The sequence below is a fragment of the Burkholderia orbicola genome (assembly GCF_900100915.1).
GTDB lineage: Bacteria > Pseudomonadota > Gammaproteobacteria > Burkholderiales > Burkholderiaceae > Burkholderia > Burkholderia orbicola.
Genome location: NZ_FNKW01000003.1, coordinates 820,891 through 836,933 on the forward strand (window position 1 = coordinate 820,891; position 16,043 = coordinate 836,933).

At 68.0% G+C, this 16,043-nt stretch carries 13 protein-coding genes; 2 read left to right on the top strand and 11 right to left on the bottom strand.

The genetic code is table 11. The annotated features are described in order from the left end of the window. Positions 1 to 31: 31 nt before the first annotated feature. The 8 genes from BLS50_RS33570 to BLS50_RS33605 all read right to left on the bottom strand — a co-directional run bounded on the left by BLS50_RS33570 (position 32) and on the right by BLS50_RS33605 (position 8,832). Complete coding sequence (locus BLS50_RS33570) at positions 32 to 1,219, bottom strand: beta-propeller fold lactonase family protein (RefSeq protein ID WP_074808216.1); 1,188 nt, start codon at positions 1,217 to 1,219, stop codon at positions 32 to 34. Between the two features lie 148 nt (positions 1,220 to 1,367). After that, positions 1,368 to 2,870, bottom strand: a complete 1,503-nt coding sequence (locus tag BLS50_RS33575; protein WP_074808218.1) for a M81 family metallopeptidase — start codon at positions 2,868 to 2,870, stop codon at positions 1,368 to 1,370. Next, a complete protein-coding gene (locus BLS50_RS33580; protein WP_074808738.1) occupies positions 2,867 to 4,156 on the bottom strand; it encodes a Zn-dependent hydrolase in 1,290 nt (429 codons plus the stop codon). The genes BLS50_RS33575 and BLS50_RS33580 overlap by 4 nt, the downstream gene beginning before the upstream one ends. A 34-nt stretch (positions 4,157 to 4,190) precedes the next feature. Next, entirely contained in the window at positions 4,191 to 4,892 is a 702-nt protein-coding gene (locus BLS50_RS33585; RefSeq protein ID WP_074808221.1) for an ABC transporter ATP-binding protein, read from the bottom strand. Continuing rightward, the gene (locus tag BLS50_RS33590) at positions 4,889 to 5,656 is read right to left on the bottom strand and encodes an ABC transporter ATP-binding protein (RefSeq protein ID WP_074808224.1); all 768 of its coding nucleotides are present in this window, start codon (positions 5,654 to 5,656) and stop codon (positions 4,889 to 4,891) included. Before BLS50_RS33590 ends, BLS50_RS33585 begins: the two co-directional genes overlap by 4 nt. Next, positions 5,653 to 6,696: a branched-chain amino acid ABC transporter permease gene (locus tag BLS50_RS33595; protein WP_011549271.1), complete on the bottom strand. Its 1,044-nt coding sequence runs from the start codon at positions 6,694 to 6,696 to the stop codon at positions 5,653 to 5,655. Before BLS50_RS33595 ends, BLS50_RS33590 begins: the two co-directional genes overlap by 4 nt. Next, positions 6,693 to 7,553: a branched-chain amino acid ABC transporter permease gene (locus tag BLS50_RS33600; RefSeq protein ID WP_027808159.1), complete on the bottom strand. Its 861-nt coding sequence runs from the start codon at positions 7,551 to 7,553 to the stop codon at positions 6,693 to 6,695. Before BLS50_RS33600 ends, BLS50_RS33595 begins: the two co-directional genes overlap by 4 nt. Positions 7,554 to 7,623: 70 nt before the next feature. Next, positions 7,624 to 8,832: an ABC transporter substrate-binding protein gene (locus BLS50_RS33605; RefSeq protein ID WP_023476392.1), complete on the bottom strand. Its 1,209-nt coding sequence runs from the start codon at positions 8,830 to 8,832 to the stop codon at positions 7,624 to 7,626. A gap of 229 nt (positions 8,833 to 9,061) precedes the next feature. Between BLS50_RS33605 and BLS50_RS33610 the strand changes: the two genes are divergently transcribed. Next, the gene (locus BLS50_RS33610; protein ID WP_011549274.1) at positions 9,062 to 9,919 is read left to right on the top strand and encodes a FadR/GntR family transcriptional regulator; all 858 of its coding nucleotides are present in this window, start codon (positions 9,062 to 9,064) and stop codon (positions 9,917 to 9,919) included. A 130-nt stretch (positions 9,920 to 10,049) separates the two neighbouring features. Here the strand turns inward: BLS50_RS33610 and BLS50_RS33615 are convergent, their stop codons facing one another. From BLS50_RS33615 to BLS50_RS33625, 3 genes are read right to left on the bottom strand one after another with little or no spacing between them, the layout of a single operon-like run. After that, complete coding sequence (locus BLS50_RS33615; protein ID WP_074808228.1) at positions 10,050 to 11,489, bottom strand: aldehyde dehydrogenase family protein; 1,440 nt, start codon at positions 11,487 to 11,489, stop codon at positions 10,050 to 10,052. A gap of 28 nt (positions 11,490 to 11,517) precedes the next feature. Continuing rightward, positions 11,518 to 12,915 carry an aspartate aminotransferase family protein gene (locus BLS50_RS33620; RefSeq protein ID WP_012337078.1) on the bottom strand — a complete coding sequence of 466 codons (1,398 nt, stop codon included), beginning with the start codon at positions 12,913 to 12,915 and terminating at the stop codon, positions 11,518 to 11,520. A gap of 51 nt (positions 12,916 to 12,966) precedes the next feature. Beyond that, positions 12,967 to 14,355 carry an APC family permease gene (locus BLS50_RS33625; RefSeq protein ID WP_074808230.1) on the bottom strand — a complete coding sequence of 463 codons (1,389 nt, stop codon included), beginning with the start codon at positions 14,353 to 14,355 and terminating at the stop codon, positions 12,967 to 12,969. A gap of 251 nt (positions 14,356 to 14,606) precedes the next feature. On the opposite strand from BLS50_RS33625, the gene BLS50_RS33630 reads away from it, so the two are divergent. Further along, positions 14,607 to 15,701, top strand: a complete 1,095-nt coding sequence (locus BLS50_RS33630) for an AraC family transcriptional regulator (RefSeq protein WP_074808232.1) — start codon at positions 14,607 to 14,609, stop codon at positions 15,699 to 15,701. Positions 15,702 to 16,043 lie beyond the last annotated feature (342 nt).

The window sequence follows — 16,043 nt, forward strand, 5'->3', positions numbered from 1 at the left end:
CGCGCGCCGCGAACAAGCCCTGCGTCGCGCGTCAGCGCGGCAACGTCCTCAACGAAGACGGCCCGCCCGTCAGCGCGATCCGCTTGCCCGTATCGCGCAGCTTGCCGCCTTCCACCGCATACAGCGCAAGCTGCCGTTCGACGTTGAATTGCACGATCACGTGCCGGCTGTCGGCGGTAAACACGATGCCCTGCGCGGCTTCGCCGCCCGGCACCTCGTTCACCTTCACGGCCCGCCCGTCGCGGATCTCGAACAGCAGCACCTTGCCGAGCTTGTGGCGGCCCGGGTTGTCGGTCGTGAGGTTCGAGCCGTCCATCGCCTGCACGGCGATCCACTTGCCGTTCGGCGAAATCGCGACGCCTTCCGGCAGCGACGGCACCGTCAGGTACTGAACCGTGCGGAACGGCACGCGCGACACGTCGATCAGCGCGACCGAATCGGCGTCGCCCGCCAGCGTGCCGGCGTAACCCGGCAGCCCGGCGAGCCCGACGTTGCTGACGACGGCCCAACGGTTGTCGCTCGACACGTCGATCGTGTAAGGCGCGACGCCCGTGCTCAGGCGCGTGCCGCTGTCGGTCACCTTGCCGTCGTCGACGTTCAGCACCGCGATGCCCTGCTCGTCGCGCAGCGACACGAGCGCATGCTTGCCGTCGTGCGTGAAGCTGATCCCGGCCAGCCGCTTCTTGCCGATTTTCAGCGTGCCGTCGAGCGTCACCTGCGTGCCGTCGATGCGCAGGATCGACACGCTGCCGTCGACGTTGGCGACGAGCGCGAGCCGGCCCGAGCGATCGATCGCGATCCCTTGCGGATGCGTGCCGAGCTCGATGCGCGTGATTGCAGGCGGTGCGCTGTCGAGATTCACGACTTGTAGAAACGTGTCGAATACGAGCTGCTTCGCGGCGGTGTCATAGCGCGTCGGCGCGCCGACCAGCGCAAGCTTCGCGTCGGGCGTGATCGCGACGGCCTGCGGCGGCCCCTGGATGCCGTTCTCGACGTCGACCTGCAGCGCGACCTTCGGCGGGAAGGTGCTCGCATCGAGCAGCGTGAGCGTGTCGGCGGGCGGGGAAGGCAAATAGGTGTCGCGGCCCTCGACGCGCTGGTACTTGCCGTCGTTGCCGGACACGATCCAGTCGGCGGCGTGCACGGCAACGGCCGTCGTGGCGAGGGTCAGCGCGGCGAGCAGGCGCGCGCTGCGCAGGTGGAAAGGATTCGAATGCATGGCGGTCGGTTCTCCGGATCGGTTGCGGACGCAATGGATTGCCCGACCCTGCTGCTCGACGGGCCGGCGCCATCGCATGATGCCCGAAAGCGGGCCGACCCGGCGTCTCGTTCCGGTTCGGTTCCGCTGCGGTTCCGCTTCGGTTCCGTCAATCCGTGCGTCGCGTGTCGGACGACCACTCGACGATGTCGTCGAGCGGATACACCGGCCGCGCGAGCCGCTCGTAGCGAAACAGCCCGTAGTCCGAGCCCGTCACGCCGCGGCTGTCGCATTCGACCAGCGCGGACGAAATCGGTACGAACACCGGCCGGCAATACATCCGCGACTTCAGCAGCAGGAAGCGCGCACGGCGTGGATCGACACCCACGCTCTCGAACACGCCAAGATCCCACGGCTCCTGCGTGCGCTCGGTGACGACCAGCGTGGCCGTGCCGATGTCGAGCACGGCCGCGCGGCCCATGTACGCACGCTGCCCGGTATACGTCGGCCCGGTGATCACGTATTCGCCGTCGGTGATCGCGCGCACGATGCCCGTCGCGCGAAACGGTTCGCGCCGCACGCCGCCGTGCGACGGCAACCGGTTGCCGACCGGCACCGTGACGGTGGCGCCGACGCCCGCATCGATCAGCGTCGCGACCGCCTCGGGGTCGCACAACGGTCCGCTGACGATCCCGTCGAGCCCGTGCGCGAGCGCGGCTTCAAGCAGGTCCATCGTGTCGCACGGGCCGCCCGACATGCAGTTGTCGCCGTGATCGAGCATCAGCACCGGGCGGTCCGCGCCCTGTGCGAGCGCCGCAGCCTGCGCAACCGATTCGGCGAGCGGCGCGCTGCGATAGACGAATTCATCGCGCGCGTCCCAGATCTGCCGCGCGATGCGCTCGGCCACTGCGTCGGCGGCGGCGCGGTCGCCATCGGCCACCACGACCACACTGATGCACGGCGCGGGAATATCCGCGAGCGAGAAGCCGGGCAGGATCGACACCGCGAGCATCCCTTCAGCCTCGGCCGCGCGCGCGGCCTCCACCGCGCGCCGCATCGCGCCTTCGGCGCTCGCGCTGCGCAGCGTCGACGTCATCAGCGGCGGCTGCCGCCACGCGAGCACGGGCCGCGCGCGGCCATGAAGCCGGTCGAGCAGCAGCCGCGCCGCGTGCTCGCCCGTCTCATACATGTCGACGTGTGGATAGGTCTTGAAACTGACGATCACGTCCGCGTTGTCGATCATCTTCTGCGTGACGTTCGCGTGCAGGTCGAGCGCGACCGCGATCGGCGCAGCGGGCAACGCCGCGCGCACGCGCGCGAGCAGGTCGCCCTCGCCGTCCGCGCTCTGCTCGGCGACCATCGCGCCGTGCAGGTCGAGCATCACCGCGTCGCAGCCGGGCACGGCGGCGACGATCGCATCGCAGATCGCCGCATACGCATCGGCCGCGACCGGCCCGCTCGGGTTCGCGGCCGCCGACACGGGCGTCACGATGTCCGCGCCCGCGCGTTCGGCCGCGTCGATGAACGCCGCCATCGCGGTACGCATCCCGCGATTCGCGCGATACGCGTCGTCGCCCCAGTCGGGGCCGTTGCGGCCGAACGCGGCGAGCGGCGTCGGCACCGGCGAGAACGTGTTGGTCTCGTGGTTCATCCGGGCGATCAGGATCTTCATCGCGCTTGGCCCCCCGCGATCCCGGCCGCGCCCAGCATCGCATGCAGCAGCACGTTGCAGCCGGCTTCCAGATGAACCGGATCGGCGTCTTCGATCTCGTTATGACTGATGCCGTCCTTGCACGGCACGAAGATCATCGCGGTCGGCGCGACGCGCGCGAGATACACCGCGTCGTGGCCCGCACCGCTGATCACGTTCATCGACGACAGCCCGAGCGCGCTCGCGCCGGCGCGGACCTGCTCGACCAGCGCCGGATCGAACGGCTGCGGCGGAAAGTACACGACCGGCTCGATGTCGATCCGCATCCCGGCCGCCGCGCCGTGGTCGGCGCATGCCGCACGCAATTCCGCATCCATCGCCGCCAGCGTCGCGTCGTCGGCCGCGCGCAGGTCGACGGTCAACGTCACGCGGCCGGGAATCACGTTGCGCGAATTCGGGTGCACGTCGACCCAGCCGACCGTGCCGCGTCCGTGCGGCGGATGCGCACGCGCGATGCCGTTCACCGCACGCACGAGATCGGCCGCGACCAGCAGCGCGTCGCGGCGCAGTTCCATCGGCGTCGGGCCCGCATGCGCCTCCATCCCGTGGACGGTCACGTCGTACCAGCGCTGCCCGAGCGCGCCCTCGACCACACCGATCGTCGTGTCATGCGCTTCCAGCACCGGCCCCTGCTCGATGTGCGCTTCGAAATACGCGCCGACCGGATGCGCGCCGTGCCCGTCGTCCGCACTGCCCGCATAGCCGATCGCGGCCAGCGCATCGCGCACCGACACGCCGTCGCGATCGCATTGCGCGAGTGCATGGTCGAGCGTGAACGCGCCCGCGAACACGCCGGAACCCATCATCACCGGCACGAAGCGCGACCCTTCCTCGTTGGTCCAGACGGCCACCTCGAGCGGCGCGCGCGTGCGCACCCCGGCTTCATCGAGCGTACGCAGCACCTCGAGGCCGGCCAGCACGCCGTAGTTGCCGTCGAACTTGCCGCCAGTGGGCTGCGTGTCGATATGGCTGCCCGTCGTCACGGGCGGCAGGTCGTCCCGTTCGCCCGCGCGCCGCGCAAAGATATTGCCGATCGCATCGACGCGCATCGTGCAGCCGATGTCCTTCGCCCATGCGACGAACAGGTCGCGCGCGTCGCGATCGAGTTCGGTGAGCGCGAGACGGCACACGCCGCCCTTGTCGGTCGCACCGATCCGCGCGAGCCGCATCAGGCTGTCCCACAGCCGCGCGCCATCGACGCGCAAGCCGGACGCCGCGACGCCCGGAGTCAAATCCTGTACTTGCATCGTTGCCATTCCTCGCATTGAAAGGGCACGGCGCTCATGCCACACCGACACCCAGGTAGCGGTCCTTCACGTCATGATCGGCCGCGAACGCCGCGTTGCTGCCTTCGTAGACGATCACGCCCTGTTCGATCACGAAGTGGCGGTCCGCGAGTTGCGTGCACACTTCGAGGTTCTGCTCGACGAGCAGGATCGCGACGCCGGCCGCCTTGATTCGCTTCAACTGCTCGACGATCTCCTCGACGATCACCGGCGCGAGTCCCTCGACCGGCTCGTCGAGCATCAGCAGCCGCGGATGACTCATCAGCGCGCGGCCGATCGCGAGCATCTGCTGCTCGCCGCCCGACAACTGCGCACCGCCGTTGCGGCGGCGCTCCTTCAGACGCGGAAAGATCCGGTAGATATCGTCGAGCTGCCACGGCGAATCGCGGCGCGCGCCGAGCCGCAGGTTTTCCTCGACCGACAGCAGCCGGAAAATTCCGCGATGCTCGGGCACGAAGCACAGTCCGCCCGCGGCGATCCGGTGCGCCGGCTGCCCGGCCACCGGCCGGCCCGCGAACGTCACCGTGCCGCCGGTCGGCGCGACGACGCCCGCGATCGTCTTCAGCGTCGTCGATTTACCCGCGCCGTTGCGGCCGAGCAGCGTCACCGTCTCGCCTTCGTTCACGTTCAGCGAAATGCCCTGCAGCACGTGGCTCTTGCCGTAGCACGCGTGCACCTCCTTCACGTCGAGCATCATGCGCGGCCTCCGGTGATCATGTTGCCGAGATACGCGCTGCGCACGCGCTCGTCGCCGCGGATCGCATCTGGTTTGCCTTCGACGAGCACGCGCCCCTGCTGCATCACCGTGATCGTGTCCGAGATGTCCATCACGATGCCCATGTTGTGCTCGATCAGCACGACCGTGTAGTCGTCGCGCAGGCCGCGGATCAGCGCCTTCATGTCGTCGAGATCGTCGATGCCCATGCCCGACGTCGGCTCGTCGAGGAAGATCGCGCGCGGCCGCGCCGCCAGCGCCATGCCAACCTCGAGCCGGCGCTGCTGGCCATGCGACAGCACGCCGGCCGCCGTATCGGCGAAGCGCTGCAGGCCGAGCCGCTCGAGGACGTCGTCGACGATGCCGTCATGCGCGAGCGCGCCGCGCGGCGGCGTCCACGGATTCAGCGCCCGCCGCGATTCGACGCCCTGTGCGGCGACGCGCAGGTTCTCGCGCACGCTCAGGTTCGGAAACAGGCTCGTCACCTGGAACGAGCGTGCGATGCCGCGCCGCACGCGCTTGTAATCGGGTTCGTGCGACACGTCGTGGCCGTCGAACAGGATCGAGCCCGACGTGATCGGCAGCGTGCCCGTCAGCGTATGGAACAGCGTCGTCTTGCCCGCGCCGTTCGGGCCGATCACCGAATGCACGGTGCGCGGCATGATGCGCAGATCGACGCCGCCCAGCGCCGTGAACTTGCCGTAACGCTTGACGATGCCGCGTGCTTCGAGAATCGCTTCGCTCATTGCCGCTCCTTGACCGTGGCCGCCGCGCGATCGCCACGCCGCAGCGACGCCACGATGCGTTCGCCCAGCCCCCACAACCCGCGCTGCATGAACAGGCTGACCGCGATCAGCACGAGGCCGAGCAGCAGCAGCCAGCGCGGCCACAGCGTCGACAGCCAGTCCGCGAACAGCACGTAGAACGCCGCGCCGAGCACCGACGCGAACAGGTTGCCCGTGCCGCCGATCACCGTCATCACGAGGATCATTTCGCTCGTGTGATAGTCGATGTTCGACAGCGGCGCGATGCCCGTCATCAGCGCGTGCAACGCCCCCGCCAGGCCCGTGACCGCGCCCGAGATCACGAACGCCGCGAGCTTGAAGCGCTTCACGTCGTAGCCGGCCGCCGCCGCGCGCGCCTCGTTGTCGCGAATCGCGAGCAGCGTGCGGCCGAACACCGAGCGCGACACGCGCAGCAGCAGCCAGAACACCGCGACGAACAGCACCGCGACGAAGCCGTAGTAGCGCCACGGCGAATCCAGCGCGACGAGCGGATGCCCGAACGCGGCAAGCGCGGGGCGCGGGATGTCGAGCAGCCCGTTGTCGCCGCCCGTCACATCCGGCGTCGTATACGCGAGGAAGTAGAACAACTGCCCGAACGCGAGCGTCAGCATCACGAAGTAAGTGCCGCGCTGCCGGATCGAGAACCAGCCGACGAGTGCGGCCGCGACGGCGCCGAGCACCGCCGCCGCCAGCAGTGCGACGCTCACCGATGCGACACCGCGCGTCAGCACCAGCCCCGCCGCGTAGCTGCCGAGCCCGAAGAAGATGCCCTGCCCGAACGACAGCAGGCCCGTGTACCCGAGCAGCAGGTTGCAGCCGAGCGCGGCGAGCGCGAACACCAGCACTTCGGTCGCGAGCGAGCCTGAACTCAACACGAGCGGCAACACGCACGCGGCGACCACCGCGAGCCAGCCTTCCGGCCGCTGCAGCAGGCCACGCCACGGCCGCAGGCGTTGCGACGCCGCCGCGCCCGGCGGCAACGGTTTCGACGAATCGATCATGCGGCCCTCCCCAGCAAACCGTTCGGACGCAGCAGCAGCACGGCCGCCATCGCGACGTAGATCATCAACCGCGCGCCTTCCGGCCACAGCGTGCTCATCAGGCTCTGCACGATGCCGACCAGCAGCCCGCCGACCAGCGCACCGAGAAAATTCCCCATCCCGCCGACGACGACCACGACGAACGCGACGCCGAGCGCCTCGATCCCCATGAACGGATCGACGCCGCGGATCGGTGCGGCGAGCACGCCGGCCAGCGCGGCCGTCGCCGCGCCGAGCGCGAACACGAGGCTGAACACACGCGTCACGTTGATGCCGAGCAACGACACCATCTCCGTCGACTCGCTGCCCGCGCGCACCGTACTGCCGAGCCGCGTACCTTCGAGTACCCACCACAGCAACGCGGCGAGCACGGCCGTGAACGCGATCACGAACAGCCGGTACTTCGGGTAGACGAAGCCGCCCCAGATCACGACGCCGTTCAGCGCGTCGGGCGGCGGCACGTTGTCGCCGAGCGGCCCCCACGCGAGGATCGCGCACTCCTGCAGCACGAGCGCGAGGCCGACCGTCGCGAGGATGTGGAATTCGTGCTGCTGCGCGTACACGTGGCGCAGCACCAGCTTCTCGACGATCCATGCGAACGCGCCGACGACGAGCGGCACGACCGCCAGCGCGACCCAGAAATTCGCCGACCATTGCAGCGCCTGGTAGCAGAGATACGCGCCAAGCAGATAGAACGCGCCGTGAGCGAAATTCACGAAGCGCAGCAGGCCGAACACGATCGACAGGCCGACGGCGAGCAGGAAATACAGCATGCCCACGCCGATGCCGTTGACGATCTGCAGCAGATAGACGTTCATGGCTTCCGTGTCGGAAAGGAAGGGAACGGACGCCCGCGGCGCGCGCTGCGCCGCGAACGCATGCACGGCGTCACGCGAGCTTGCAGCCCGTCTTGTCGAGCGGCAGGAACGACTGGCCGGAGCTGACGATGTCGGCATAGTCGTCCGCGTTCTTCATCCGGCTCTTCGGCTTGCCCTTCAGCAGGTAGTAGTTCTTCAGCACCTGGTGGTCGCCCTTGCGGATTTCCTCGGGGCCCGTGAGCCCGTCGTACTTCATCCCTTCCATCGCCGCGACGACCTTCTTCGGATCGGCGCTGCCGGCCTTCACCATCGCGTCGATCAGGATCTTCGAGCAGATGTACGAGCCCGCGAGGCTGTAGTTCGGGTTCGCCTTGAACGCGGCGTTCGCGCGCTTCACGAGATCGCGGTTCAGCGGCGAATCGATGCCGTGCCAGTATTGCGCGCCGAAATACACGCCGTCGCAGATGTCCGGCCCGAGCGCCTCGAATTGCTCGAGGCCCGATGCCCACGCGAGCAGGATCGTGCAGTTGCGCTTCATTCCGAAGCTGACGGCCTGGCGCAGCGTGTCCGACGATTGCGAGCCGAAGTTCAGGATCAGCAGCACGTCCGGCTGCGCGGCCGCCGCATTCGTCAGGTAGCCGCTGAACTCCTTTTCGGCGAGCGAGTGATAGCTGTTGCCGACGTGCTCGATGCCCTTCTCCTTGAAGACCGCCTTCGCGGCCGACAGCAGGCCATCGCCGAACACGTATTGCGGCGTGATCGTGTACCAGCGCTTCGCCTTCGGCAGCATCTGGATCAACGGGCGCACCGTCTGCTCGATCGCGCCGAAGGTCGGCACCGACCAACGGAACGTCGCCGCGTTGCAGTCCTTGCCGGTGATCTCGTCCGCGCCGGCCGTCGTGATGAACACGCCGTCCGCCTTCTGGACTTCCTTGCCCATCGCCAGCGATTCGGACGACAGGATGCCGCCCGCGAAGAAACGCACGCCCTTCTGCTGCGCGATCTCCTGCACGCGCCGCACGGCCGTCGCGGGCTTGCCCTCGGTGTCGAGCGCCGTATAGGCGAGCGGCGCGCCGAGCACCTTGCCGTATTGCTTGACGGCGAGCTGCATGCCGAGATCGGCGTACTTGCCGTTGGCGGCGAACGGGCCGGACATCGGCACCGGGCAGGCAAGCTGGATGGGCGCGCCCTGCGCGAACGCGACCCGGGACGACATGCTGCCGAGCGCGCCCGGCACGGCCGACAGCGCGGCCAGTTTCAACAGTTCTCGGCGATTCAAGTTGACGCTCCTCATGAGGGGGACACACGCGATACGACCGACTGCCAAACCGTGCCCACGCCACTCTTCGATGCGCGCCGCCGGTTGATCCTATTTATCATGATAAATAGAATGAACCTGATGCTAGAGTTGATCAAAATTGGTGTCAATCAGGCAAAATTCCGTACCCGCGCCGGGACCGATCGTCGACGATGACGCGGGCGCGCGGTCAGACAAAGGAGTCGTGAAGATGGTCATGGACCGAGCCAGGGCGGGCCTCGCGGTCGAAATCAAGCAGCCGAAGCGGGCCGACCTCGTCGCCGAGGAGATCAAGCGGCTGATCACCGAGAAGGACCTGAAGCCGGGCGACCGCCTGCCGCGCGAGGCAGAGCTGCAGCAGCTCTATGCGGTGAGCAAGAGCACGATCCGGGAGGCGCTGAAATCGCTCGAGGTGCAGGGGCTCATCAAGGTCACGACAGGGCCGTCGGGCGGCGGGATGGTCGTCGAGGTGCCGCTCGACCGCACGCTTCAGCTGCTGCAGAACTACCTGTTCTTCAAGGACGTGACGATCGACGACATCTATACGGTGCGCAAGCTGCTCGAACCCGAGCTGGCCGCCGGCGCCGTGCCGCACCTGACCGAGCGCGACTTCGCGGCGCTGGAATCCAACATCGCGTGCTGCGACGGCGGGTCGGGCGTGCACGACCGCGGCCACATGTTGCGTCAGCGGCAGGAGGACACGACGTTCCACGACATCCTCGCGGCCGCGAATCCCAATCCGTTCCTGCGCTTCAGCTGCGAACTGATCAACGAGATGATCCGGCAATTGATCGAGTTCCGGAACGATACGCCGCTCGCCGAGCACAAGCGCTTCGGCGAGGCGAACGTATCGATCCACAAGGCGATCCTGCAGGCCGCGCGCGAGCGCGATGTCGAACGCGTCCGTGCGCTGATGGTCGAGCACATGACCGAAGCGCCCAAGCATGTGAAGCGGATGAAAGGCAAGCTGCGCGGGCGGCTGATCCTCGATTCCGAGATCCGCAGGCGGGCCGCCGCCGCACCCGTCGCCGAATCCGGTACGGCCGCGGCGGACCCGGAAGAACGCTGAGCGGCGGCACATGCGGCGTGGCGTCGAGGGCTGCAAGGGCCGACCGCTTCGCGGCGGCCCGAGGGCTTCTCCTGCGCCAGAGTGTCGCGATGTGCCGGGCCGCTGCCGCTGAGCGCGGTCGATCAGATCGTCATCGCGCGTCGCCTTCCGTGTACCCGGTCGTGCCCTTCGTTTCCAGATACTCGACGAGGCCGAACTCCGCGTATTCGCGCCCGTTGCCCGAGCGCTTGTAGCCGCCGAACGGCGCGGCCGGGTTCCACGCCGGGTAGTTGATGTGGACGTTACCGACGCGCAACCGCGCCGCGATCCGGCGTGCGCGTTCGAGGTCCTTCGACTGCACGTAGGCCGCGAGCCCGTAGACCGAATCGTTCGCGAGCGCGACGGCCTCGTCCTCGGTCCGGTAGGTCATGATCGCCAATACCGGCCCGAAGATTTCCTCGGTTGCGATCGTCATGCCCGGCGTGACGTTCGAAAACACCGTCGGCCGCACGTAGAACCCGTCCGTCAGCCCCTCCGGCCGGCCGGGGCCACCGGCGACGAGCGTCGCGCCTTCCTCGATCCCGAGCCGGATGAACTGCTGGATGCGATCGAACTGCGTGCGGCTGACCACCGGCCCGATGCCGGTTTCCGTCGATCGCGGATCGCCGACGACGGTGCGTTCCGCTTCCCGGCGCGCCGCCTGCTCGGCCCGCGCCAGATGATCGACGTGCACGAGCATGCGCGTCGGCGCGTTGCACGACTGGCCGCTGTTGCTGAAGCAGCTACGCGCGCCGCGTGTGACGGCATCCTCGATGTCCGCATCGGGCAGGATCAGGTTCGGGCTCTTGCTGCCGAGCTCCTGGTGCACGCGCTTCACGGTATCGGCCGCCGCCTTCGCGACCTCGACGCCCGCGCGCGTCGAACCCGTGAACGACACCATGTCGACCTCCGGATGCCGCGACAGCGCGTCGCCCACTTCATGCCCGTAGCCGTGCACGAGGTTGAACACGCCGCGCGGCACGCCCGCTTCGTGCAGGATCTCCGCGAACAGGATCGCGCTGAACGGCGCGATTTCGCTCGGCTTGAGCACCATCGTGCAGCCGGCCGCGAGCGCCGGCGCGACCTTGCACACGATCTGGTTGATCGGCCAGTTCCACGGCGTGATCAGCGCGCACACGCCGATCGGCTCGTGCGATACCAGCAGCGAACCGGTCTGCGTGCTGAAGCGGAACGACTGCAGCGCGCGGATCGTCTGTTCGAGATGCGCGGTGCCGACCGCGGCCTGCATTGCCCGCGCGAACGCGATCGGCGCGCCCATTTCCTGGCTGATCGTCTGCGCGACCTCTTCGTAGCGGCGCTGGTAGATCTCGACGATGCGCTTCAGCAACGCGACGCGCTCGTCGACCGACCAGCACGAATACGTGTCGAAGGCCTGCCGCGCCGCGCCAACCGCACGGTCGACATCTATCGCGCCGCCGATCGCGAGCCGCGCATACGGCCGCGCGGTGGCCGGGTCGATCACGTCGATCGATCGCGCGCCGGCCGGATCGAGCCACTGGCCGTCAATGTAGGACTGTTGTGACGTTCGCATCGAATGCTCCTGAAATGAAGGCTGCCGCTCAGCGCGTCGCCCGTGCGTAGGACTCGACGAGGATGTCGCGAATCTGCGCGACGAACCAGACGATCTCGTCGCGCGACATCACGAGCGGCGGCGAGAACTGCAGGATCGGCGTGCCTTCGTGGTCGACGCCCGCGCGGCACAGCAACCCCGCGTCGAAGATCGCCGGCGCGAGTATCGTCGACACGAACGCCTGCGCGCCGAGGCCCGCCGCCCAGCGGCGCGCGGCCTTGTCGGTCACGAGTTCGAGCGAGTAGTGATAGCCGTCGCCGCGCACGTCGCCGACGCACGGCAGTTCGAGCAGCCCGTCGAGCGTCTGGCGAAACACCGCTTCGTTGTCACGAACGTTCGCAAGTACGCCCTCGCGCTCCATGATCGCGAGGTTCGCGAGCGCGGCCGTGCATGCGACCGGATGGCCGCCGTACGTCGCGCCGTGCAGGAACATCTGCTGCGGCCCGTCGAGCACCGTGTCGACGACCGCGTCGCTCGCGATCACGCCGCCGAGCGGCACGTAACCCGACGCGATGCCTTTCGCGAACGTGATGATGTCCGGCTTCAGCCCGTAGCGCGCCGACCCGAAGTACTCGCCGAGCCGGCCGAACCCGCAGATCACCTCGTCGGCCACGAGCAGCACGCCGTGCCGGTCGCAGATGTCGCGCAGGCCGGCCGCGTAGCCGGCCGGCGGCGTCAGGCTGCCGCCCGCGTTCTGCAGCGGCTCGACGACGATCGCGGCGACCGTGTCCGGCCCTTCCTGCACGATCAGCGATTCGATCTCGTCGAGCAGATGGCGCGTGAACTGCGCTTCCGTCTCGCCCGCCGGGCGCCCGTAGCGCTTCGTGTTGCCCACATGGCGCACGCCCGACATCAGCGGCTCGAAATGCTTGCGGAAGTTCGTCATCCCGTTCAGCGCGAGCGCGCCGAACGACGTGCCGTGATACGCGACGCGCCGCGCGATGAACTTGCGCCGCTGCGGCTCGCCGCGCGACTGGTGATACTGGCGCACCAGCTTGATCGCCGACTCGTTCGACTCCGAGCCGCTCGACGTGAAGAACACGCGGTTCAAGCCTTCTGGCGCGAGCGCGGCGAGCTGGTGCGCGAGCCGGATCGCCGGTTCGTGGCCCACGCCCCAGTTGGTCGCGAACGGCAGCCGCGCCATCTGCTCGCGGATCGCATCGCCGATCTCCGCGCCGTGGCTGTAGCCGACCTGCACGCAGTACAACCCGGCGAGCCCGTCGAAATAGCGCTTGCCGTTGCGGTCGACGAGCCAGCAGCCTTCGCCGCGGTCGAACACGGTCAGCGCGTTCTCGCGGTATGCATCGGCATGCGTGAAGTGCATCAGCAGATGGCGCTTGCCGAGCGCCTGCAGGTCCGCAGCGGAATTGACGTCAACAGCGTGCATGGATCACTCCTCCTTCAGGGTTTCAAAACCGGCATCGCGCATGCCGGCCATTCAATTCATCGACAACGTCGGCGCCGGGCGCGTGAAGCCGCGCGTCAGCCATACGAGCTGGCAGAGCCCGAGCACGAGCCAGCCGATGCCGACATAGAACGTCTGGCGCGACAGCCCCGACCAGAGCCACACGTTCATCGCGAAGCCGATCGCCGGCATCAGGCCGTACGCGATCCAGCCCGCGGCGTGGCGATGCTCCGGCCGGCCCAGATAGCTGCGCATCACGCACAGGTTCACGATCGCGAACGCGACGAGCGCGCCGAAACTGATCATCGTCGACGCAAGATCGAGCGTGATGAACAGCGCGGACAGCGACACGACGCCGACCGCGAGCGTCGCGCGCACCGGCGTGCGCAGCCGCGCATGCAGATGACCGAACACGGATTCGGGCAGCACGCGGTCGCGGCCCATCGCGAACAGCACGCGCGTCACGCTCGCCTGGCCCGCCATCGCACTCGCGAAGCAGCCGGCCACGTACACCGCCACGAAGAACGCCGACAGCGTGCGGCCGCCGACTCGCCGCATCAGGTCGAGGCTCGCCGAATCGAGATCCTTGAACGCGTGCCAGTCGGGAAACACCAGTTGCCCGACATATGCGATCAGCATGAACAGCAGACCGCTCGCAAGCGTGCAGAGCAGGATGGCGCGCGGCACCGTGCGCCGCGGCTCGCGCGTTTCCTCCGACAGCGTGGTGACCGCATCGAAGCCGAGGAACGACAGGCACAGGATCGCGGAGCCGGCGAAGATCGCGCGCGCATCGCCGGACGACGGCAACGCGACGGCCATCGACAGCCCTTCGCCGGCCGCGACGTGCGCCGACGCGATCACGAAGACCGCGATGAACACGAGCTGGCTCGCGATCAGGATCAGGTTCACGCGATTGACGAGCCGGATGCCGACGATGTTCAGCCCGGTGATCAGCGCGATGCTGCCGACGATCCACACGCTGGCCGGCACCGCCTGAAAGATCTGCTTCATGTAGATACCGATCGCGAGGTAGCTGATCATCGGGATGAACAGGTAATCCATCAGCAACGCCCAGCCGACCATGAAGCCGGCCGACGTACCGAAGTTGCGGCTCGCGAACGTGTAGGCCGACCCGGCGCTCGGCATCAGCCGCGCCATGTGGCCGTAGCTGCGCGCGGTGAACAGCATCGCGATCAGCGTGACCGCGTACGCGGCCGTCAGATGCCCGTTCGTCTCGCTCGTGACGAGGCCGTAGGTCGTGAACACCGTCATCGGCAGCATGTACGCGAGGCCGAAGATCACCAGCGTCGAGAGTCCGAGCAGATGCGACTTGCGTGCGTCCGTGTCGCCGCGCTGCGCGTCCGCGCCGCATTCATGCATCGCGGCGGCCGATGCGGTTCGACCTGGCCTGTCGTTGTCCATGCTGTCCTCACGTGGGTGGCGTCCATGACTTCAACACGCGTGCGTCCGGCGCTGCCGGCGGGGCACGACTGGAAGAAAGTGTGGTGCGCCAAAAAATCGACGACGAATGAGAAAAGCGGACGTAATCGAGGGATATTTCCGGACATGTGGTCGCGCATCGCGCCATTCCGCCCTGCATGCTGCTGTGCCGCACTGGCGTTTTGCGGACATTCCGGCTATGTTCTGTGCGACCCCGTCACCGCATCGGCACCATGGACAGCCGTTCCCAACGAAACCAGAGTCGGGCCGAGCGCAGCCTGCGTTCGGCGCTCGGCCTCGCGCGCCCGGCCGGACGCCAGGAGGACATTCCCGCCACGGTCCACGCGATCGCGGTCGCGCTGGACGAGTGCCGCGTGCGGCACATCGACGGCGCCGCGCTGCTCGAAGGCACCGGCCTCGGCGCGGACGAAGTCGCGTCGCCGAACCTGCACGTGAATCGCGGCCAGGAGCAACGTTGCTTCCGCAACCTGCTGCGCTGCAGCGGCGTACCGTCGATCGGGCTGTCGATCGGCGCGCGGCTGCATGTGTCGACGCTGGGTCTCGCCGGCTACGCGATGCTGATCAGCGGCTCCGTGATGCAGGCGTTCCGCTGCATGGGCCAGTTTCCGCTGTTCATGGGGCTGTATTTCGACGTGCGCATCGACGCGCACGCCGGCGGCATGAGCGTGACCATCGGCCGCTACAACGGCGAGCCCGATCTCGAGGTGTTCCAGGCCGACATGTGCCTGTCGAGCCTGCGCCTGATCGTGTCCGATCTCGTCGGCAAGCCGGTGTGGCCCGAGCAGGTGCAGCTCGCGCGGCGCACGCCGCGCAACGCGGCCGACTACGCGCGCCACTTCGGCTGCCCGGTCGTCTTCAATGCAGCCGACAACCGGCTCGTGTTCACGTCCGTGGACGGCACGGAGGCGCCGCGTCTCGCGAACGAAGTCAGCTTCAATGCATTGCACGGCCAGTGCGAGGTGCTCGAACGGCAGTGGGCCGCGTCGGTCGGCACGCGCTTCGCCGATCGCGCGAAGGAGTTGATGGCGCGCGACCTCGTGCGCTTCAAGTCGATGACGGCGCTCGCCGGCGCGCTGCATCTGACCGAACGCACGCTGCGCCGACGGCTCGACAAGGACGGCATCACGTTCCAGTCGTTGCTCGACGACGTGCGTCGCGACGAAGCCGTGCGGTTGCTCGACGATCATGCGTTGACGGTCGCCGCGATCGCCGAGCGGCTCGGCTACAGCGAGCCGCGCAGCTTCCGCCATGCGTACCGGCGCTGGACCGGCAAGACGCCGCGCTCGGAGTCGGACGCCGACGCGTGAACCCGATGCGCGGTATTCGTCGTTCACGCGCGTCGCGGGAATCGAAGTCGTCGAATATCGCGCGGCACTCGGCGTGCGCGGGAAGGGCGCGCCGACGATCGCGCGACTGCCGACCAACGTGATCGGCACGCGTGCGCCGCGACGACGGTTTTACCGAACTGATTCGGTCTTCGAATCAATTTTTACGCACGCAGCACTTCGCTACCGCGCTCCCGGCGACGCATCGCCGCGATCGTCCGCGGGTAGACGCGATTTATCGATTGTTCTATACTCGCGTCAACTTCATCACAAAACGCATGATCTCGTGCGCAACGTGATGTCATTTCGCACTTCGTTGCGCAT

Excerpts from the sequence above, each read along its gene's own strand:
- BLS50_RS33570 (WP_074808216.1), bottom strand. The coding sequence starts at position 1,219 with ATGCATTCGAATCCTTTCCACCTGCGCAGCGCGCGCCTGCTCGCCGCG.
- BLS50_RS33575 (WP_074808218.1), bottom strand. The coding sequence starts at position 2,870 with ATGAAGATCCTGATCGCCCGGATGAACCACGAGACCAACACGTTCTCG.
- BLS50_RS33580 (WP_074808738.1), bottom strand. The coding sequence starts at position 4,156 with ATGCAAGTACAGGATTTGACTCCGGGCGTCGCGGCGTCCGGCTTGCGC.
- BLS50_RS33585 (WP_074808221.1), bottom strand. The coding sequence starts at position 4,892 with ATGATGCTCGACGTGAAGGAGGTGCACGCGTGCTACGGCAAGAGCCAC.
- BLS50_RS33590 (WP_074808224.1), bottom strand. The coding sequence starts at position 5,656 with ATGAGCGAAGCGATTCTCGAAGCACGCGGCATCGTCAAGCGTTACGGC.
- BLS50_RS33595 (WP_011549271.1), bottom strand. The coding sequence starts at position 6,696 with ATGATCGATTCGTCGAAACCGTTGCCGCCGGGCGCGGCGGCGTCGCAA.
- BLS50_RS33600 (WP_027808159.1), bottom strand. The coding sequence starts at position 7,553 with ATGAACGTCTATCTGCTGCAGATCGTCAACGGCATCGGCGTGGGCATG.
- BLS50_RS33610 (WP_011549274.1), top strand. The coding sequence starts at position 9,062 with ATGGTCATGGACCGAGCCAGGGCGGGCCTCGCGGTCGAAATCAAGCAG.
- BLS50_RS33615 (WP_074808228.1), bottom strand. The coding sequence starts at position 11,489 with ATGCGAACGTCACAACAGTCCTACATTGACGGCCAGTGGCTCGATCCG.
- BLS50_RS33620 (WP_012337078.1), bottom strand. The coding sequence starts at position 12,915 with ATGCACGCTGTTGACGTCAATTCCGCTGCGGACCTGCAGGCGCTCGGC.
- BLS50_RS33625 (WP_074808230.1), bottom strand. The coding sequence starts at position 14,355 with ATGGACAACGACAGGCCAGGTCGAACCGCATCGGCCGCCGCGATGCAT.
- BLS50_RS33630 (WP_074808232.1), top strand. The coding sequence starts at position 14,607 with ATGGACAGCCGTTCCCAACGAAACCAGAGTCGGGCCGAGCGCAGCCTG.